The organism is Mycoplasma iguanae (assembly GCF_024722375.1).
Taxonomy (GTDB): domain Bacteria; phylum Bacillota_I; class Bacilli_A; order Mycoplasmatales; family Metamycoplasmataceae; genus Mycoplasma_M; species Mycoplasma_M iguanae.
On the sequence record NZ_CP102734.1, the window covers coordinates 184,758 to 205,462 of the forward strand.

Annotated in this window: 22 protein-coding genes and 3 tRNA genes; 18 read left to right on the forward strand and 7 right to left on the reverse strand. The window is 27.6% G+C overall.

Translation table 4 applies throughout. The annotated features are described in order from the left end of the window. Positions 1 to 55 precede the first annotated feature (55 nt). The 6 genes from NV226_RS00950 (at position 56) to NV226_RS00975 (ending at position 6,082) form a co-directional block, all read left to right on the forward strand. A complete protein-coding gene (locus NV226_RS00950) occupies positions 56 to 934 on the forward strand; it encodes a Rho termination factor N-terminal domain-containing protein (RefSeq protein ID WP_258211035.1) in 879 nt (292 codons plus the stop codon). A gap of 242 nt (positions 935 to 1,176) precedes the next feature. Then, a complete protein-coding gene (gene rpsL, locus NV226_RS00955; protein ID WP_258211036.1) occupies positions 1,177 to 1,590 on the forward strand; it encodes a 30S ribosomal protein S12 in 414 nt (137 codons plus the stop codon). 25 nt (positions 1,591 to 1,615) lie between these two features. Next, positions 1,616 to 2,086: a 30S ribosomal protein S7 gene (rpsG, locus tag NV226_RS00960; RefSeq protein ID WP_258211037.1), complete on the forward strand. Its 471-nt coding sequence runs from the start codon at positions 1,616 to 1,618 to the stop codon at positions 2,084 to 2,086. A 3-nt stretch (positions 2,087 to 2,089) separates the two neighbouring features. Continuing rightward, a complete protein-coding gene (gene fusA, locus NV226_RS00965; protein ID WP_258211038.1) occupies positions 2,090 to 4,180 on the forward strand; it encodes an elongation factor G in 2,091 nt (696 codons plus the stop codon). A gap of 145 nt (positions 4,181 to 4,325) precedes the next feature. Next, entirely contained in the window at positions 4,326 to 5,720 is a 1,395-nt protein-coding gene (gene gltX, locus NV226_RS00970) for a glutamate--tRNA ligase (RefSeq protein WP_258211039.1), read from the forward strand. Further along, complete coding sequence (locus NV226_RS00975; RefSeq protein ID WP_258211040.1) at positions 5,711 to 6,082, forward strand: DUF1934 family protein; 372 nt, start codon at positions 5,711 to 5,713, stop codon at positions 6,080 to 6,082. The genes gltX and NV226_RS00975 overlap by 10 nt, the downstream gene beginning before the upstream one ends. A gap of 99 nt (positions 6,083 to 6,181) precedes the next feature. Here NV226_RS00975 and rpmE read toward each other — a convergent pair whose 3' ends face one another. Next, positions 6,182 to 6,406, reverse strand: a complete 225-nt coding sequence (gene rpmE, locus NV226_RS00980) for a 50S ribosomal protein L31 (RefSeq protein WP_258211041.1) — start codon at positions 6,404 to 6,406, stop codon at positions 6,182 to 6,184. A 129-nt stretch (positions 6,407 to 6,535) separates the two neighbouring features. Between rpmE and NV226_RS00985 the strand changes: the two genes are divergently transcribed. Then, complete coding sequence (locus tag NV226_RS00985) at positions 6,536 to 7,027, forward strand: dUTP diphosphatase (RefSeq protein WP_258211042.1); 492 nt, start codon at positions 6,536 to 6,538, stop codon at positions 7,025 to 7,027. Positions 7,028 to 7,029: 2 nt separating this feature from the next. After that, positions 7,030 to 7,938, forward strand: coding sequence for a nucleotidyltransferase (locus tag NV226_RS00990; RefSeq protein WP_258211043.1), 909 nt, complete (start codon positions 7,030 to 7,032; stop codon positions 7,936 to 7,938). Between the two features lie 84 nt (positions 7,939 to 8,022). Here NV226_RS00990 and NV226_RS00995 read toward each other — a convergent pair whose 3' ends face one another. The 6 genes from NV226_RS00995 to NV226_RS01020 all read right to left on the reverse strand — a co-directional run bounded on the left by NV226_RS00995 (position 8,023) and on the right by NV226_RS01020 (position 10,889). Next, positions 8,023 to 8,811, reverse strand: coding sequence for an alpha/beta fold hydrolase (locus NV226_RS00995; protein WP_258211044.1), 789 nt, complete (start codon positions 8,809 to 8,811; stop codon positions 8,023 to 8,025). A 110-nt stretch (positions 8,812 to 8,921) separates the two neighbouring features. Beyond that, positions 8,922 to 8,996 (reverse strand) — tRNA-Gln (locus NV226_RS01000). Between the two features lie 3 nt (positions 8,997 to 8,999). After that, positions 9,000 to 9,083, reverse strand: a tRNA-Tyr gene (locus NV226_RS01005). A gap of 85 nt (positions 9,084 to 9,168) precedes the next feature. After that, positions 9,169 to 9,243, reverse strand: a tRNA-Trp gene (locus NV226_RS01010). Positions 9,244 to 9,306: 63 nt separating this feature from the next. Next, positions 9,307 to 10,137 carry a MurR/RpiR family transcriptional regulator gene (locus tag NV226_RS01015; RefSeq protein WP_258211045.1) on the reverse strand — a complete coding sequence of 277 codons (831 nt, stop codon included), beginning with the start codon at positions 10,135 to 10,137 and terminating at the stop codon, positions 9,307 to 9,309. Positions 10,138 to 10,205: 68 nt separating this feature from the next. Next, on the reverse strand, positions 10,206 to 10,889 hold the full coding sequence (locus NV226_RS01020; RefSeq protein WP_258211046.1) for an N-acetylmannosamine-6-phosphate 2-epimerase: 684 nt from the start codon (positions 10,887 to 10,889) through the stop codon (positions 10,206 to 10,208). 213 nt (positions 10,890 to 11,102) lie between these two features. On the opposite strand from NV226_RS01020, the gene NV226_RS01025 reads away from it, so the two are divergent. The 10 genes from NV226_RS01025 to NV226_RS01070 all read left to right on the forward strand — a co-directional run bounded on the left by NV226_RS01025 (position 11,103) and on the right by NV226_RS01070 (position 20,691). Beyond that, positions 11,103 to 11,558, forward strand: coding sequence for a NanQ anomerase/TabA/YiaL family protein (locus NV226_RS01025; protein WP_258211047.1), 456 nt, complete (start codon positions 11,103 to 11,105; stop codon positions 11,556 to 11,558). 10 nt (positions 11,559 to 11,568) lie between these two features. Further along, positions 11,569 to 12,447, forward strand: coding sequence for an ROK family protein (locus NV226_RS01030; protein WP_258211048.1), 879 nt, complete (start codon positions 11,569 to 11,571; stop codon positions 12,445 to 12,447). After that, a complete protein-coding gene (locus NV226_RS01035) occupies positions 12,434 to 13,261 on the forward strand; it encodes an alpha/beta fold hydrolase (protein ID WP_258211049.1) in 828 nt (275 codons plus the stop codon). Before NV226_RS01030 ends, NV226_RS01035 begins: the two co-directional genes overlap by 14 nt. A 72-nt stretch (positions 13,262 to 13,333) precedes the next feature. Next, positions 13,334 to 14,215, forward strand: a complete 882-nt coding sequence (locus tag NV226_RS01040) for an N-acetylneuraminate lyase (RefSeq protein WP_258211050.1) — start codon at positions 13,334 to 13,336, stop codon at positions 14,213 to 14,215. Between the two features lie 25 nt (positions 14,216 to 14,240). Next, positions 14,241 to 15,440: a Y-family DNA polymerase gene (locus NV226_RS01045; protein ID WP_258211051.1), complete on the forward strand. Its 1,200-nt coding sequence runs from the start codon at positions 14,241 to 14,243 to the stop codon at positions 15,438 to 15,440. Positions 15,441 to 15,463: 23 nt separating this feature from the next. Further along, positions 15,464 to 16,540, forward strand: coding sequence for a nicotinate-nucleotide adenylyltransferase (locus NV226_RS01050; protein ID WP_258211052.1), 1,077 nt, complete (start codon positions 15,464 to 15,466; stop codon positions 16,538 to 16,540). Positions 16,541 to 17,033: 493 nt separating this feature from the next. Continuing rightward, positions 17,034 to 18,089 (forward strand): phospho-furanose lactonase, encoded by a 1,056-nt coding sequence (locus NV226_RS01055; RefSeq protein ID WP_258211053.1) that lies wholly within the window; start codon positions 17,034 to 17,036, stop codon positions 18,087 to 18,089. Between the two features lie 21 nt (positions 18,090 to 18,110). Next, complete coding sequence (locus NV226_RS01060) at positions 18,111 to 19,889, forward strand: PTS ascorbate transporter subunit IIC (RefSeq protein WP_258211054.1); 1,779 nt, start codon at positions 18,111 to 18,113, stop codon at positions 19,887 to 19,889. A 27-nt stretch (positions 19,890 to 19,916) separates the two neighbouring features. Beyond that, positions 19,917 to 20,201 (forward strand): PTS sugar transporter subunit IIB, encoded by a 285-nt coding sequence (locus NV226_RS01065; RefSeq protein WP_258211055.1) that lies wholly within the window; start codon positions 19,917 to 19,919, stop codon positions 20,199 to 20,201. 13 nt (positions 20,202 to 20,214) lie between these two features. Next, positions 20,215 to 20,691, forward strand: a complete 477-nt coding sequence (locus NV226_RS01070; RefSeq protein WP_258211056.1) for a PTS sugar transporter subunit IIA — start codon at positions 20,215 to 20,217, stop codon at positions 20,689 to 20,691. Positions 20,692 to 20,705: the final 14 nt, after the last annotated feature.

Here is a 20,705-nt window from a genome sequence, read left to right on the forward strand (position 1 = left end):
TTTTAAAAATAAAGAGTATAATAATGGAATAAATATCAAAGAAAGAGGTTAATTCATGAGTAACCAAACCTTATATTCAAATACAAAAGACATGTGAAATGCAGAAAATAAAAACTTTTTTAAATATGGAAAAAATATTTTATTTTTTTGAGTAGCATTAATTTTGGGGACAGTTTTTGCCCTATCAGCCCGAATTGTGAATATTTATCAAATGTATTCAGAAAATTCAAATATTTCTGATGATGTCAAAAGATTACAAACACAATCAAATATAAGTTTAATATTTTCTATTTTAGTAGTAGCTTGAATTTTATATTCTTTAATAGCTTTTGTTAGATCAATTAACTATGTAAAAAAAGAGGAAAACTTTTCACTTTTAAAAGCATCTAATGTCTTTAAATTTATTAGCTTTTTATCGCTATTTCATGCTATTATGGGTTTAACATCGCCTTTATTTACAAATCAAGGACATTTATTGTTTGATCATTCAACTGGTTTAGTTTTTCCATTATGAACATTCATTTTTATCAATATTTTACTTTTTGTAATTTCTTATTTGGGACAGTTAAAATACATGAATAAATTATGAAATTTAAAAATTGGTTTTATTCAAATACAAATGCAAAAACAAATGTCAGAATTTATGGAAAAAAATAAAAGTTCTTTTGGTCAATTTAATGCTCCATTCGGTCCTTTCGGTCCATCTCAAGCAAGTGGTCATTCTACAGAACAAAATAATGAAGCTAATTCTGAAAATAAAGCAACAAATCAAATGACTGAACAAGAAAAGAAAAAAGCTGCAGCTGAAGCAAAGTTAAATGGATTAACATTATCAGAATTACGTAATATGGCTAAAAAATTAAACATTTTTGGTTATGAAGATATGAAACGACCTGAATTAATTAAATTTATTTTACAAAATACAGGTTTCTAAATTGTATAAAGTAAAACTTATAAATTTTTGCTATTATAATAAACCATTTTATGAAAAACAAACCACTTTTGTCGGGTTTGTTTTTCTTTTTTATTCTCATTAATTTTAATATTAAAATAAAAAAAATATTTTTTATGATACACACGGATAAGTTGTTATATAATTAACAAGTTAATTTTAAAATAATTAAATTATTTTGACCTACTTCAATAAAAATATTAAATCAAATAGAAAGGAATTAGATGCCTACAATAAGTCAATTAGTTAACCAAGGTCGTAAAAGCAAAGTATTTAAATCTAAATCACCTGCTTTAATTAGAGGTTACAATTCACTAAAGAAAAAAGAAACGAGTTTACCTTCACCATTTAAAAGAGGAGTATGTACAAGGGTTGCAACAATGACACCTAAAAAACCTAACTCTGCCTTACGTAAATATGCAAGGGTTAAATTATCAAATGGAATGGAAGTTACAGCTTACATACCAGGAGAAGGGCACAATTTACAAGAACACTCAGTTGTTTTAATTCGTGGTGGTAAAGTTAAAGATTTACCAGGGGTTAGATACCATATTATTAGAGGTACCCAAGATGCTGCTGGAGTTGCAAAACGTAACCAAGGTAGATCTAAGTACGGAACAAAAAGAGTTAAAAAATAATAAAAATTAGAAAGGAAATTTAAATATGTCTAGAAAACACCAAGCACCCATTCGTAAAGTATTAGCAGATCCAATTTTTAACTCTGAATTAGTTACAAAATTAGTTAATACAATTATGTTAGATGGTAAAAAATCAATTGCACAAAATATTCTATATTCTGCTTTTGAAATTGTCAAAGAAAAAACCGGAAGAGAACCATTAGAAGTTTTCCAAGAAGCGATTACTAACATTACTCCCCAACTTGAAATTCGTTCAAGAAGAGTTGGTGGAACAAACTACCAAGTACCTATGGAAGTTTCACAAAGAAGAAAACAAACATTATCATTAAGATGATTAGTAAATTATGCAAGATTACGTTCAGAAAAAACAATGGATGTAAGATTAGCGCATGAAATTATTGATGCTTCAAATAAAACTGGTGCTTCAATCAAGAAAAAAGAGGATACTCATAAAATGGCAGAAGCTAACAGAGCCTTTGCACACTTTAGGTGATAGACTATGGCCAGAAAATATGATTTAAAAGATTACCGTAATATCGGAATCATGGCACATATTGATGCCGGAAAAACTACTACCACCGAAAGAATTCTTTACCACACAGGTAAAATTCATAAAATTGGTGAAACACATGATGGTGGATCACAAATGGACTGAATGGAGCAAGAAAAGGAAAGAGGTATTACAATCACTTCTGCTGCTACTTCAGCTTTTTGAAAAGATAAAAGAATTAATATTATTGATACTCCAGGACACGTTGACTTTACAGTTGAAGTAGAACGTTCATTAAGAGTACTTGATGGTGCAGTTGCTGTTTTGGATGCCCAATCAGGAGTAGAACCTCAAACTGAAACTGTTTGGAGACAAGCAACAAACTACAGAGTTCCTCGAATTGTTTTTGTTAATAAAATGGATAAAGCTGGAGCTGATTTTGAAGCTTCAATTCGTTCAGTTAAAGATCGTTTAGGTGGAAATGCTGTAGCTATTCAATTAAATATTGGTGCAGAATCAGAATACAAAGGTTTAATTGATCTTGTTGAAATGAAAGCATTCGAATATGATGGAAATGCTGATGAAACTGCAAAAGAAATCGAAATTCCTGCCCATTTAAAAGATAAAGCAGAATTAATGCGTTCTCAATTAGTGGAGGCTGTTGCTGATTTTGATGAAGAACTAATGATGGCGGTTTTAGATGGTCAAGAAGTTAGTGCAGAAACTTTAAGAGCTGCAGTTAGAAAAGCTACACTTACTTCAGAGTTTTTCCCTGTAGTATGTGGTACAGCTTTCAAAAACAAAGGTGTTAAAAAAATGATTGATGCTGTTGTTGATTATTTACCTTCACCGTTAGATGTACCTGCTATTAAAGGTTATTTACCAAATGAAGAAATGATTGAAATTCCTTCATCAGATGATTTTGAATTTTCAGCTTTAGCTTTCAAAATTATGAATGATCCTTATGTGGGAACATTAACTTTCTTTAGGGTTTATTCAGGTGTTCTTTCAAAAGGTTCATATGTTTTAAATTCAACCAAAGATAAAAAAGAACGTATCGGAAGAATTTTAGAAATGCATGCTAACTCACGTGAAGAAATTGATGAAGTTAGAGCAGGTGATATTGCTGCAGCTGTTGGTTTAAAAGATACAATTACTGGAGATACACTTGTTGCTGAAAAAGGTAAAGGATTTATTTTAGAAAAAATGGTTTTCCCAGAACCAGTTATTTCACAAGCTCTTGAACCAGCTTCTAAAGCTGCAACTGAAAAACTTTCTTTAGGTTTACAAAAACTTGCTAATGAAGATCCTACATTTAGAACTTGAACAGATGATGAAACAGGTCAAACAATTATTGCTGGTATGGGTGAACTACACTTAGAAATTATTGTTGATCGTTTAAAAAGAGAATTTGGTGTTGAAGCTAACGTTGGAGCTCCACAAGTTTCATACCGTGAAACAATTACCAAAACTGCTGAAGTTGAAGGAAAACACATCAAACAATCTGGTGGTAAAGGTCAATATGGACATGTTTGAATTAAATTTGAATCAAATCCAGATGGCGGTTTTGAATTTGTTGACAAAATTGTTGGTGGAAAAATTCCTAAAGAATACATCAAATCAATTCAAAAAGGTCTTGAAGAAAAAATGGCAGTGGGAATTCTTGCTGGTTATCCAATGATTGATATGAAAGCTACATTATTTGATGGATCATACCATGATGTGGATTCATCTGAAATGGCTTATAAAATTGCTGCTTCTAAAGCGCTTACAAAAGCAAAAGATCAAATTGGAACTGTTTTATTAGAACCTATTATGGATGTTTCAGTTATTGTTCCAGCTGATTATTCAGGTGATGTTATGGGTGATTTATCACGTCGCCGTGGACAAGTTAAAGAACAAGAAACACGTTCAGATGGAGCAAATGTTATTAAAGCTGATGTACCATTAAGCGAAATGTTTGGTTATTCAACTGAACTACGTTCAATGACTTCAGGACGTGGAACTTACCAAATGCAATTTGATCACTATGAAGTTACTCCAAAACAAATTGCCGATGTAATCATTAAAAAAAGAGCAATCAAAAACGACGAAGAATAAATTTTTCTTCAGAAAAAATGCAAATTCCCAGATTTGCATTTTTTTATACAAAATATTCAAAAAACTTGATTTTAAACAATGTTTTTAAGCCTTTAAAAAACCTTAAAATAGTCATAAAAAAAGGCTTTAGTGTAAAATTGAAAACATGAAGAAAATTAGAACAAGATATGCTCCAAGCCCAACAGGTTTTTTACATATTGGTGGAGCGAGAACAGCTCTTTTTAGTTATTTATTTGCTAAAAATCAAAATGGTGATTTTATTGTAAGAATTGAAGATACTGATATTGCTAGAAATGTTGTGGATGGTGAAAGATCACAATTAGAAAATCTAGCTTGATTAGGCATTATTCCTGATGAATCACCTCTTAATCCTAAAAAAGAATTTGGTGCTTATCGCCAAAGTGAAAAACTAGCACGATATAATGAATTAATTGAACAATTATTAAGCAAAAATTTAGCATATAAAGCTTACGATACTTCCGAAGAATTAAATGAGCAAAGAGCGCAACAAAAAGCAAAAGGGATTCACAGCTTTCGTTATGACAAAAATTGATTAAAAATTTCTGATGAACAAAAAGCAAACCGTGAAGCGAAAAATGCTTATTCAATCCGTTTAAGTTTACCTGCAAATCATATTTATCAATGAAATGATTTAGTAAGAGGTCAAATTACAGTTAATTCAAATGATATTGGCGATTGAGTAATTCGTAAATCTGATGGATATCCCACTTATAATTTTGCTGTGGTAGTGGATGATTATGACATGCAAATTAGTCATGTTTTACGTGGCGAAGAACATATAACTAATACCCCGAAACAATTAGCTGTTTATGAAGCTTTTAATTGAAAAGTTCCAGAATTCGGACATTTAACAATTATTACTAATATGGAAGGCGAAAAACTTTCTAAACGCGATTTTTCTGTAAAACAATTTATTGAAGATTATAAAAATGAAGGTTATTTACCTGAAGCTATTTTTAATTTTTTAACACTTTTAGGATGAACATCAGCAGATGCTAAAGAATTAATGTCAGCTGATGAAATTGTCAAAAAATTTGATGTTAGTCGTTTGTCGAAATCTCCATCAAAATTTGATATAAAAAAAATGGAGTGATTTTCAAAACAATATTTTAAAAATTTAGATAATGCAAAAATTATTGAGTATCTAAATATTGAAGGTTTAGATCCAGCTTGATTAGAATTATTTTTAAATACTTATAAGCAAAATGCTGTAACTTACCAAGATTTAAAATCAGCTTTAAGTATTTATCAGACACCTAAATTAAGTAATGATCTAAGAGATTTAGATCAAGAAGTTATCAAAATTTTTACTAAGCAACTTATCAATAAACCATTTACAGTGGATAACATTCAAAATGCATTAGACCAAACTAAAGAATTGACTGGTAAAACAGGTCAAAAGTTGTTTATGCCAATCAGATTAGCTACAACTTATCAAAATCATGGTCCTGAGTTAGCTAAAGCAATTTATTTATTTGGTAAAGATTTAATTATGGAGCGTTTAGCAAAATGAAAATAAAATTTAGTTCACTAATTAAACAAGAAGATAATGAAAATAAAATTGAATTTGAAGCTCCATTAAAAAAAGAACAATGAGAAGAATATGATGTTTATGAATTTTTGGAACCTCAAAATAATGTTATGAATAGAATTGAAATTTCAGATGATAAAGTTAACATTTTTGCAGGACCGGCTTCAATTTTTCTTGAACTGCAAAATGAAGTCGATATTCAATTTCAAACACCGCAAGGAATCATTATTATGAAAAGTTTTTTAGAACAATTAGATAAAACTCAAAATTCCATTAAATTTAATTATTCCTTAAAAACAAAAAATAATGAATTAATCGGCCACTACAAAATTCATTTAGAAATTAGTTAATAAAGAAAAAAAGTGTAGCTTTTAGTAGCTACACTTTTTAATATAAAAATCACAATAAAAAAAACTAATTTTTCATAAAAATAACTTTTTAAAAATAATCTATTTAGAATTTTGTTTTTCTTGTGATTTAGCAACCAATTTATTAAATCTGTCAACTCTACCAGTAGCTTTAGCCATGTTTTTATCTCCGGTATAAAATGAATGACATTTTGAACAAACATCCACAGAAGCTTCTTTAGTTGTTGATCCAAATGAGTGTTCTGAATTACATGTTGAACATGTTAATTTTAAAATACTATATTCTGGGTGAATATCCTTTTTCACAATTTTCCTTTCACATAAAGCGATTTACAACTTTATATTTTTCCTTTTAATTTAAGTCTTTTAATTGTACCACTTATTTTTTTTATAAAAAGATATTTTTAAATACTTTTTATAATTTATAATTAAAAGATGATTTTAAATTTACAAGAGATTTTTAATTCACAAAAATTATTAGATCAGTCAATCTCTAAAGCTCACAATATTATTGTTAATGATGAGATTATTGATAAACAAATCATTGCTCTTTTAGTTGAAATTGGTGAATTTTCTAATGAAATAAAGACTTTCAAATATTGAAAAAAAGATCAAAAAAGAGATGAAACTAAAATATTGGAAGAATATGCTGATGTAATTCATTTTTTTATTTCTTTAGGAATAAAATATAATATGAATCCTCAAATAGAAGTTCCTATCTTTCAAGAAGATATTAATACTAATATTATTCACATTTATAATAATATAATGTTATTTTGACAATCACGTTCATTGTCAGATTTAGAAAGTGCTTTTAAAATTTTTTTATCTTTAGTTCAATGACTGGGTTATGAATACAAAACAATTTTGGATTCATATTATAAAAAAATGCAAATCAATTTTGAAAGAATTCAAAATAATTACTAATTATGGCCATTGCAATTATTGCAGAGTATAACCCCTTTCATAACGGACATATTTATCAACTTCAATATGTAAAAAAGAATTTTCCCAATGACAAAATTATTATCATTATGTCTGGCAAATATGTTCAGCGCGGTGAACTAGCTGTCGTTTCTTTTGAAGAAAGAGCAGCAATAGCAAAAAGCTACGGAGCTGATGAAGTTTATGAATTAGCTTTTGAATATGCAACTCAGGCAGCACATGTTTTTGCTGCTGGTGCAGTGAAAATGATCGCAGATTTAAAAATTGAAAAAATGATTTTCGGTTCGGAATCAAATGATGTAGAAAATTTAATTTTAATTGCAAAAACCATCAAAGAAAATATTGATCAATATAATAAATTATTAAAATTAGAATTAAAGCAAGGTTTTTCTTTTCCTAAAGCCAATGCTAATGTTTTAGAAAAATTAATTGGTCAAGCGATTAGCTTACCCAATGATATTTTAGGTCTTGAATATGTAAAAGTAATTATTATGAATAATTATAATATTACTCCTTACACTTTAAAGAGAACGCTTGATTTCCATGCAGAACAAGCTCATGAAAATTTTGCTTCTGCTTCTTTAATTAGAAAAATGATTTTTAACAATGAAGATGTTAGTAAATATACTCCAATGATTTTTAACCAAATTCCTGACAGAATTGAAAATTATTATCCCCAATTTCAAGAAATTATTCGTAACTCTTCTGTAAAAGATTTACAAAATATTTGCTTAGTGTCTGAAGGAATCGAAAATTTATTTAAAAAACATATTAATGCAAATTCTTATGATGAATTTGTTTCAAAAGTTAATTCTAAAAGATATACTTCTTCTAGAATTAAAAGAATTATGCTTTACATTTTATTAAATATTACAAAAAACAAAGAAAATTAATTATTTTTTGTATAGTGAAATTGATTAAAAAAACTATAAAAGCATTTTTATAGTTTTTTTGTTACATAAAAATTAACTATATAGTTAATTTTTTAGAAAATTATCAATTATTTCGATATAGCCATCGATATTTTCTTTAAACATTAAATGACCAGTTTTGGGCATAATTTTTACTTCAATATTTTCTACGTTTTTTTCAAAGTATTCTTTAGCATCATCACGATTAATTATTCCATCTTTTTGGCCTAAAATTAAAAGTGTTTTTACTTTAATTTGGTTCAAGCCTTTTTCAATATCATTCATTAAATTTATGTTGGGTAAACTTTTTCCTAATTTTCAAATATTTTTATTATTATATAAATTAAAATTAAAGTTTTTTCGTGCCTTAATCAAATAATCAACATCTTCTAAAAAAGTGGGATTATAAAATAAATTTTTCATAAAATTTTTTTCACCTTCAAAATTTTGAGGAAAATAATCTCTAAAAAATACTTTTTTTAAAGATAATGAAGTTTTATTCATGGGAGCTATAAAAATCATACGATCAATTAATTGCGGAATTAATTGATAAGCCAAAGCAATAATTCCCCCACCCATAGAATGTCCCATTAAAATAACATTTTTTAAATTTTTAGATTCAATAAATGTAGCAATTAATTTGGCATAATAGTAAACATTTAGTTGTTCATTTGTTGCTTCCAACAGATTGTTTCCTGGTAAGCTAATTGAATAATAATCATTTTCATGATAATTTTCATAAAAATTTTGATGTACTTGATATGAAGAATTAAAACCATGTACAAAAACAATTGGTTTTTCTGGTTTCTTATTATCTATAAAAATTTGTGGTAATTTCTTAATTACTTCATGCATTTTCACCTTCTTTCCTTAAATTATATATATTTTTTCATTTGGCTAAAATTGCAAAGAAATAAAAAACCACCTCATATAGAGGTGGTTAATCTTTTGGTCACTATTGTGATTGGCTGCCCCGGTTAGATTCGAACTAACGAATGTCGGCACCAAAAACCGATGCCTTGCCACTTGGCGACGGGGCAAAATGGTGGGGGGGGAGGGATTCGAACCCCCGAACTCGAAAGAAGTGGGTTACAGCCACCCGCATTTGGCCGCTTTGCTACCCCCCCATATTTATTTGTTGCTTAAATGCTCTGTTAATTATATAAAAAAAATATAAAAAGTAAATTTTTTTTATATAAAAAATAAAAAAAATGGCAGGGGTGACAGGACTCGAACCCATAACACACGGGGTTGAAGCCCGTTGTTCTACCATTGAACTACACCCCTACGCGTAATTGCGCTAATAATTATATAATAAATCCTTGTTTTTATCAAGCAATCTCCTATAAATTAATCTTTTCTAAAGTTTTTCTTTTTAGATCTTCATAATTCTTGAAATTCATGATAAAAATTACCATGTTCTTTTTTTATTAATGAATTTAATTTTAAAGAAATAATATCTAGAATAAACATTTCGGCAATTTTAGAAGATAAAGGCACTATTCTTTTTTCTTGTTCTAAGGTGGCAAAATAAATTACATCAACATTTTCTGAAGGATGAATTTTTTTATTGGCAGTTATTAAGCAAACTTTGATTTTGTGTTTATCTAATAACTTGATAATTTGATTGTTTTCTTTTGAATTCATACTTTTAGAAAAAATAACAATCATTTGAGCTTTTTTATAATCTTCATCAATTCATAAACTAATATCGTGTAAAGTTCTGGCATTAACAGCATTAATTCCTACAATATTTAAAGCATTAACCATTTCTAGAGCAGCTCAAGCAGAAGAACCAGCACCAAAAGTAATTACTTTTGAAGAAGTCATAATTTTTTGAGTAACTTGGTGAATTATTGCTAGATCTAATAGCTCTAAAGTTTTTTCTAATGAATGTACATAAAATAAATTTACATTTTCAATTTTGTCATTCATATCAAAAAGGCCTTTTTCTGTATTTTCATCAATTTTTTCAATTACATATTTTTTCAAATCTTTGAAATTTGCAAATCCTGCCTTTTTGACAAAATGGGTAATTGTAGCTACAGAAATAAATAACATGTCTGCTATTTCTTTAATTGATGAATTAACAAACTTTTTAGGTTTTGTTTCAATAAAACGTTTGATAATTAAATCAACATTTGAAAATTTTACTAAATCCATTTTTTCTAGTTTTATCATTATTAATTTAAAATTATAAGTAAAAAAAGCAAAAAAATACTTTTTTGCACTTATAGTTTATTAAAACATTATTTTTTAATTTCATCTACAAAAAGTTTTGTAATAAATTGTGGTCTGGTAATTGCAGATCCTACAACAACGACATCAGCAATCTTTAAAGCTTTTTTTGCTAATTGAGGAGTGTCAAAACCCCCTTCAGCAATTAAAAGTTTATTACTTTTTGTTGTTTGTTTTTTAGCTCATTTCAAAAATTTCATGTCATCATCAATATTTGATAAAGACTTTGTTTCTTGAGTATATCCCCTTAAAGTTGTTCCGATATAATCAAAATCTAATTTAATTGCATTTAAAACATCTTCTTCATTGGAACAATCAGCCATTAAAAATTGCTTTTCATTACGGTGTTTTTTAAATCAAGTCACAATTTCTTCTAAGCTTTCTTTTGGCCGCTGTCTTAATGTTGCATCAGTTGCAATAATTGTTGCTCCAGCTGCCATTAATTGTTTTACTTCATCTAAAGTAGGAGTTATAAATACTCCTGAATTTTCATATTTTTTTTTAATAAGAGAAATCACTGGAACATTAAAATTAGCACTCATAATATCTTTAACATTATCCAATTGACTAGTTCTCAATCCTTCCGCACCACCTTGTATTACAGCTTGTGCCATTTTTAAAACAATTCCAGGGCCAAACATTGGTTCATTTTCTAATGCTTGACATGAAACTATAAATGTGTTTTCTTTTAACATTCTTCTACCTTCTTGTATTTTTAACTATTATATAAATTTTTTTACAGCTTTTAGATAATTCAAAAATTCTTAAAAAAATTTTAAATTTTGATTGAAAATGTTCAAAAATTAAAATATATTTTACATTTTTATAATATTAAAAAATATTTTCTAATTAATTAGATAATTTAAACAGGTTATTAAAACCTAAACATTTTTAACTAAGGAGCAACAATGATTTATGATAGGTTAATCAATTTAAGTAGATACAAAAATATTCATCCTAATTTAAATAAGGCAATTGAATTCATTGAAAAAAATGATTTACGACAATTATCAGTTGGTAAAACGATAATTGATAATGAAAATTTATTTGTTTTAAATATGGAAGTAGACACATATGATGATAAAAATGCATTATATGAGGTTCATTCAAAATATGCAGATTTACATGTTTTAGTAGATACAAGGGAAAAATACTTTTTTGCTTATCCAGAAGAATTAAGTAATCTTCACAGTGAATTCGATGTAGAAAATGATGTAACTTTGTATTATAAAGATACTAGCAGAAATTTTTTACAACCATTTCCTGGAGAATTCATTTTGTTTTTTCCTGGTGAGGCTCATTTGCCAAAATACACCAATAGTCGAGGAAAACTTTTTAAAATTATTTTCAAAATTGCTATATAAATATTAAATTATGAAAAAAATTATTACATTAGATATTGGGGGAACCAATATTAAATACGGAATTATTAATAAAAATTATGAATTCATTTATCAAGAAAAATCTCCAACAAAAACTGCTAATATTTTTTTACAAGTAAAAAATATTATTGAAAATTTATTGGAGAAATATGCTGATATTTGCAATCAAATTGCAGGAATTGCACTTGCAACTACCGGAGCTGTTGATTCAAAAGAAAGAAAAATTGCTTGAACTAATTCATCGATGAGTTTTTATAAAGATACAGATTTTTCTTTATTAGAAAAAATCTTTAACTTACCAGTTATTTTAGAAAATGATGCAAATTCAGCGGCATTTTCAGAAAAAATCTTTGATGAATATGCAGATAATTATGCTTTTGTAACATTAGGTACAGGTGTAGGAATTGGAATCATTAAAGAAAATAAGTTATTTTCAGGTTCTAATTATTTAGGTGGTGAATTAGGCTATTTAAAATATGGTGATCAATATTTAGATCAATATCTTTCATTTACTAAACAATCAAATGAAATGAAAAATCAATTTGATATTCATATTAATGAACATGCAAAATTTAACAATTTATACTTAAATAATGAAAAATTTAAAAATTTCATGGATGACTATTTTGATAAAATTGTGAAATTTACAGTGCAATTGGCAATGTTTTTAAATCTTGATAAGATTTTTATTAGTGGCGGGTTTTCTTATATTGAAAAAAAATATTTTAAAACTGTACAAGAAAAATTTCAAAAAGCATTAGCAATAACACCTTTTAAAACACGATTAATTTTAGCAAAATCACAAAATAATGCTGGAATGTTAGGTGTGAGTTATTTAATGTTTAATAAAGGCAATGATGAGAAAAATTAAAATACTAGATTCATTGATTGAGTATAAAACTTTATGTCATGAAGATGAATGTAATCCTCAAAATAATATTTTATACATTCATGGTTTTGGCGGTGATTTAAGTCGCATTATAGAATTATCAGAGCGCTTTGTAGAATACAATATTTGAGGGTTAAATTTACCTTTTAGTGAAATAACAGCAGAAAATGAAAATAAACATTTAAATTTATTTTACTATAGTGCCATTATTAATGAATTTATTGACACTTTAAAAATTCCTAATGTTATAGGTTTTGGTCACTCAATGGGTGGTGGAGTTTTAGCTTTAGCTATGAATCAAAAATCTCAAAATTTTAAGACAGGAATTTTTGTAGCTCCAATAAATAAAACAAGTTGCAATTTAAAAGAATTATTTTTAGAGGGTTTTTATCCAGAAACGCTAACAGCTAGAATTGAATTTTTAGATAAAGTATTTTATGATGCAACTAAATTTAAAAATAATCCACTTGTTATAGACAAAGCTTTAAAATATGTTGAGAATTTAAAAAATGATAAAGCTTTCAGTCGTAAATTAAAAAAATTGGGTGCACATTTAATTTCAGATGAAGTAATGAATGGTATTGAAAAATCATTAAATAGAATTGAAAAAAATACTTTATTAATTTATGGAGATAGTGATAACATCATTGACTTAAATAATATTTATAGTTATTACCAAAAAAACTTAAAAAACCATCAAACAATTATTGTTCCAAAATCAGGGCATGCACCTTGAGAAGAAAACCCCGATTTTTTCTTTGAAAGCGTAAAAAAATTTTTAACAAAAAATAAATAATTTTTTAAGACTTTAAAATTATTTTTTATTCCTTATTAAAATCATAAATAATAAAAAAATTCAAGGAGAATTATGAAAAAATACCAAGGACTATTTTCAGCTTTAATTACTCCATTTGATGAAAATGGAAAAGTAAAAGAACAAGCTTTAAGAGATATTATTAAGTATTTAATTGAGTATCAAAAAATAGATGGACTTTATGTAACAGGTTCAACAGGAGAATTTTTATTACTTTCTGTTGAAGAAAGAAAAAGAATTTTTGAAATCGTAGCTCAAGAAGCAAAAGAAAAAATAACTTTAATTGCTCAAATTGGAATACTTAATCTTAATGATGTTGTTGAAATGGGACAATATGCACAAAAATTAGGTTTTGATGCAATTAGTGCCATTACTCCTTATTATTACAGCTTCTCATTTGAAGAAGTGAAATCATATTATCAATATATTGCTCAGAGAGTGGATTTGCCAATGTTTATTTACTACTTACCTCAACTAGCAGGTGGAAAAATGGGAATTCAACAATTTGGTGAATTACTAAACATCAAAAATGTTTTAGGATGCAAATTTGGAGCTACTGATGTGTTTTTATTTGAAAGATTAATCAGTGCATATCCAGAAAAAATATGAATGTGAGCTTGAGATGAATCATTAGTAACAGGTTTAATGTTGGGAGCTACAGGATTTATCGGTTCAACTTACAATGCTAATGCTAAAGGTGCAAGAAGAATGATTGAAGCTTTTGATAAACATGATATTGTTACATTACGTAAAGAAATTAAAGATTATAATGATTATATTGAAGCATTAATTTCAACAGGATTAATGCAAACTTTAAAAGCAATAATGCGTTTACACGGAATTAATGCTGGATTTAACAAAAAACCATTTAAATTAATTCCTGAAGAAGAACTGGAATTAGTGGCTAAAGAATTAATAAAAAAATTCAATTTATAAAAACATTTTATATAATAATTTTTTAATGCCTAAAGTAATTTTTCACATTGATATTGATTCATTTTTTGTGTCTGCACACAGAATTATAAATCCACAATTAAAAAATAAACCTGTGATAGTTGCTAAGCAAAAAACAGGTATACACGGAATAGCTACTTCAGTATCTTATGAAGCGAGAAAATTAGGGATTAAAATTGCAACTCCTTTATCTTTAATTCGTAAAAATTTTAAAAATGTGTATTTTGTTACTTTATGATACGAGCTATATAGTTATTTTTCGAATAATTTTTTTCATCACCTTACAAAAACATGAACTAAAAAAATAGAAAAAATGTCAATCGATGAGTGTTATTTAGATGCTACAGATTTATTAATCCAAAAAAATATTTCTCAACAACAATTAGCACAGCAAATTCAAAAAGATATTTGGGATAATTTAAATTTACCTGTCACAATTGGGATTGGAAAAAATAAATTTCTTGCCAAAATGGCTACTAACCGCGGAAAACCTGCAGGTATTTTTCATCTTGATGAAAAAAATTTTAAATCAGTGATTTATCCTCTTCCCATTCAAGAATTTTTATATATCGGTAAATCTTCTATTCCTAAATTGAATAAAATGGGTATTTATACCATTGGAGATTTTGCAAAACAATCATTAAATAATAAGAAATTACAAACACTTTTTGGAATTCGCTTCAAAAAACTTTTAGATAATGCTCACGGAATGGGTGATGATTTGATTAATAGTAAAAGTTTTGAATTTCAACAAATTGGAAAAGAAAAAACTTTTGATAATGGTTTTACAACAGACCATAGTTTTATTAAAAATGAAATAAAGAAAATTTGTGAACAAATTTCACAAAAAGCTAAATCACAAAATACTTTCGGACAAGTTATATCAATTAACTTTAAAATCAATTTTCATGAATCATTTAATAAACAAAAAAAATTAAATGAAAAAGTTAATAATTTCAAACAAATTTTTCAAGTTGCATCAGATATTTTTGAAAAGTATTGAAATAATCAAGAATTACGAGGAATCGGGGTTTACTTATCAGAACTTGAAAAGGGAACAGAAAAATTTAAACAAGTTGATTTATTTAGTACAGAAACAAACTCAAAAGTTGATTCAAGAGTTTTGAATGTTGTCGAGCAAGTAAATTTAAAATTAGAGAAAAAAGCAGTATTTTTATTAAACTTAAATCATTATAAAAAAAACTAATTTTCATGTATTATTTATTCTTAATGAAAATAGCTATTTTTGGTGGGTCCTTTAACCCCGTTCATCAAGGTCATATTTCAATCGCAAAAGAGGCAGTTGAAAAATTAAATTTAGATAAATTATATTTTGTACCAGCTTACAAAAATCCTTTTAAATCAAAACACAAATATGTTGATGTAGAGCACAGAATTGCTATGCTAAAAAGAGTATTGTTTAATAAAACAGATATTTCACTTTTTGAAGCAAATCGCAAAGGAATAAGTTATACAATTGATACTGTGCTTTATTTTAGAAAACAGTTCCCAGATGCAGAATTATATTTAATTTTGGGTTCAGATAATTTACCCAAATTAAATAAATGAAAAAACATTGAAACAATTTCACAAGAAACAAAAATCATTATTTTTAAAAGATCAAATAATATAGTTAAAACCAACATCAAAAAATTTAATTGTTATCTTCTAAATAATGAAATTTATGATTTTTCTTCTACAGAATTTCAACAAGGAAAATTAGATGTTGTACCAATAGAAGTTAGAAAATATATTGGTGAAAATTTCTTATATTTAGAGGAAATTTTAAAAAATTCTGTTGATGCTAAAAGATTTAAACATTGTCTAGCTACAGCTAGTGCTGCCGCCGAGTATGCAAAAGTTCTAAAATATGATGCTAAAATTGCTTGAATAGCAGGATTAGTTCATGATATTACAAAAACAATTCCCAATGATGCTCAACGTCAATATTTAGAATCACATAAGATTGATGCTAGTCAATACAGAGATTATCAATTACATCAAACTACAGCAGCAGTTTGATTAGAAAAAGATTACTATATTAACAACAAAGATATTGTTGAAGCAGTTAAATGACATACATCATTAAATTCTGAAATGACAGTTTTAGGGAAAATAGTTTTTGTAGCTGATAAATTAGCACAAGGTAGAAGATATCCCGGAATTCAAAAAGTCCGTCAATTAGCATTAACTGATTTTAATGAAGCTTTCAAAATAGTTGTACAACAAACTTGAGATTTTAATAAAGCTAAAAATATTGAAATTACTTCCGAGCAAGAAACTTTGTATAAAAAATGAACTAGTTAATTATTTATTTTTAACTAAAATTAGTTTTAATACTAAAAATGGTTAATTATGAACTTTTATAGAATCGCAAATACTAAAAATTAATATGTTACTAGATTAAATAGCATCTAGAAATTAAAATTTATAGTATTAAAAATATTAAAATTTAAATAAAAAATATATCAAATAATGTTTAACATACATAAAAATAAAATTGTTAAACAGCAGAAATAATCAAAAAAATATCCATAAAATTAAACCTAATTTCACCGGTTTTTATTTTATGGATATTTTTTTAAAATTAGGTGGCGAAAATTCAGTTTCCTTTTTTAAAATATAACTTTTGTTCATTTTGATGAACTTTTATGAATTAAATAGCATTTTAAGAATTTTTTTTGACTTTTTACATCAATTTTTAAATTTTTAGGAATATAATTAAGTGAATTATTAGAGACTTTTAGTTCTTTAATAATTATAATTTTCAAACTATTTATAAAAAAAGGAATTTATAAAAATGAAAAAATTTGTAAGAACAATTTTAGGGGACGTTGATCCCTCGGAATTAGGAGTTACTGACTGTCATGATCACTTAATTAAAAATTATGGGCCAGAGGCTCATGAACATCCTGACTTTGTTATGTTATCTATTCCTGCTGCAAAAGCAGAAATGGAAGAATATTTAGCAAAAGGTGGAAAAACTATTGTAACAATGGATCCACCTAACGTGGGACGCGATGTTCACAAAATGTTAGAAATTGCTGAACATTTTAGAGGAAGAGGTCATATTTTAATGGCTACAGGATTCCACAAAGCAGCATTTTATGACAAAGGTGCATCTTGATTGGCTTTAGCTCCTGTTGACGAAATTGTAAAAATGGTTGTTGCAGAAATTGAAGAAGGAATGGATGAATACAACTATAGTGGACCAGTTGTAAAACGTTCAAAAGCAAAAGCTGGAATTATTAAAGCTGGTACAGGATATGCAGCAATTGATCGTTTAGAACTTAAATCTCTAGAATCAGCAGCACGTTCATCGATTGCAACGGGTGCCCCTATCCTAGTACATACTCAATTAGGAACGATGGCTTATGAAGCTGCCCAACACTTAATTGATTTTGGTGTTAATCCAAGAAAAATTCAATTATCTCACTTAAATAAAAACCCTGATAAATATTATTATGAAAAAATCATTAAAGAATTAGGAGTAAGTCTTTGTTTTGACGGTCCTGACCGTGTTAAATATTACTCAGACGCAACTCTTGCAGAAAATATTAAATATCTTGTAGATAAAGGATATCAAAAACATATTACTTTATCACTAGATGCGGGTAGAATTTTATATCAAAGAAATTATGGTTTAGAAAAAGGAAAACAAACATTTGGATTAGGATATTTATTCGATCGTTTTATTCCTTTATTAAAACAAGTTGGAGTTAGTGAATCAGCTATTGAAGATATGCTTGTAAACAACCCAAGAGAAATTTTAACTTTTGATGAACCTCGAACATATGATGTTTCAAAAGTTAATCCTAGAGTTTTAGAATTAAAAAAAGAGTTCAAAATAAATTAATATAAAAAAGGAGAAACTTATATGAAGGATAAATTAGAAAAAGCCTCTAAGAAAAAAACCTTAATTGGCTGATCTATTTTTCTAGCTGTTTTCATCATCCTTTCAATTATAGTGCTACTTATTTGAATGGGAACCAATGAAAATGGTTGAAGTAAATTTGGTGAAGCTTTCAGCTTTTTAGTTAGTGTAGTTTACCTAGACAACTTCTTAAGACAACCAGTATTACTAATTGGTACTTTAGTATTTGTTGGTTATTTAGTGCTTGGTAGAGGACTTGTCGAATCATTTACTGGCGCAATGAAATCATCTATTGGTATTTTATTAATGGGTATTGGTTCAGGAATGCTAGTAGGTATGGCAAGACCTGTATTCAACGGATTACAAACATTAGGGGAAGGAACTACTGTTGTTCCATTAGATCCTTACTTTGCCTTAACAATTGCTAATCCAACAGGATTTTTATCAAGATTAGCTGGTGAAGGGTTTACCTATGCTGCATGAGTAATTTATGCATTTTTAGGGGGATTAATTATTAACATAATTCTTGTAGTATTCAAAAAATGAACAAATGTTCACTCAATTGTTATTACAGGTCACATTATGATCCAACAAGCAACTGTATTAGTGGCTTTCTTATACTTCTTATTATTTAGAGAAACAGAATTATCAGCAGGTGGAGTAAAATCAGGACCTGAATGAGCGATGATTATTATGTCATCTATAATGTTAGGTGTTTACTGAGGAGTTGGTTCAACTTCAACAATTAAACCAACAAATACAGTAACTGAAAATGCAGGATTTGCAATTGGACACCAACAAATGTTATCAATTTCTGTAGCTTATAAATTAGGAAAATATGTTGGTAAAAAAGAAAACTCAGCAGAAACAAGAGTTTTACCAAAATGATTAAAAATCTTTGAAGACAACATTTTTACTCAAACATTTATTTTATTAATCTTATTCTCAATCTTAATGATTATTCTATTTGTTTCTAACAAAGTAAATTATGACTGAGGTAAAAGAGAATTTCGTGGTGATTTTGGTTCTTGAAATGCCTTAAGTTCAGGAGCTTGAGTAGGATTACAATTTATCTTTGGAGCATTCAAAATAACAGCTTCAATCTTAACTCTAATTACAGGAGTTAGAATGTTTGTTACAGAATTACAACAATCATTCCAAGGAATTAGTGAAAAAATTATTCCTGATTCAGTAGTTGCAGTTGATATTGCTGCAGTTTACGGATTCGCACCAAACTCAATTACATATGGATTTATTTCTGGAACATTAGCGCAATTTGCTGCTGTAGGTCTAGTAATTGCTTTATCAAGAATTCCAGGACTAAGTATTTCAATTACAATCCCATTATTTATTACTTTATTCTTTAACTCAGGAGCACTTGCAGCTTACTCAAATGCTTCAGGAGGAATCAAAGGTGCTATTATAGTTCCAGCAGTTATCGGTATATTTGAAATCTTGATTATATCATTCGCTTTAGGAGCTGTTACACACGTTTCTACTGCAGCAATGCCAGGAATTGTACCAGATCCAGAAACTCTAAAACCTCAAACACCAGTTCCAGGCGGATTCATAGGAATGGCTGACTGAAACTTATTCTTTGGTGCATACATTTTAGTTTCAGCTTGATCAACAGCTGGTGCATGAATCTTTACAATTTTAGCAATTCTAGGATTACTATTCTATGGACAAGCATTAGACTCAGGAATGCAACACAAAAAAACATTTGTACAAAAATTCTTAAAGTTAAATCCAGAATTAATATCAGCAAATAAAAAAGCTTAATTATTTTAATATAAAAAAGGAGAAACTATGGCATTAAAAATTGTTGCAGCTTGTGGTAATGGTATGGGTACAAGCATGATTATTAAGTTAAAAGTGCAAAAAATTTGTAAAGCTTTAGGAATTGAAGCTGATATAGAAGCTTTATCAATGGGACAATCAAAAGGATTAACAGCTTCAGTTGATATCATTATTTCTTCAACTCATCTATCAAGTGAATTTAACCACAATCAAAAAGCTAAAATTGTTGGTGTTAAAAACCTAATGGATGAAAAAGAAATTGAAAGCGCTTTAAAAGCAGCTTTAAATCTTTAGTGACGGATAAAACATGAAAATTAATCTATTAGAAATTTTAAAAAAATATCAAACAGTGCAATTACAGTTAAATGCCAAAACATGAGAAGAAGCTGTCTTTTTATCAGCTAAACCTTTAATTGATAAAAAATTAGTGGAACATTCATATTATGATGCAATTATAGCGAGTACGCTAAAACATGGACCTTATTATATTATTGCTGATGATTTAGCGATGCCTCATGCTCAAAGTGATGCCGGTGTTAATGAAAATAGTTTCTCACTTATTACTTTACAAGAACCAGTTTTTTTCCCTGGTGATGAACGTCCAATTAGAGTATTAATTACTCTAGCAGCTACAAGTGCTGAAGTACATACATCAGAAGCATTACCTCAGATTGTTGCAGTTTTTGAAGATCCAAAAACAATTCAAGAAATAGTTGATGCTAAAACAGTAGAAGAAGTTTTTGATATTATTGAAAAAATTGATTTTACTAAATATTTATCATAATTAAGAAAAGAGTT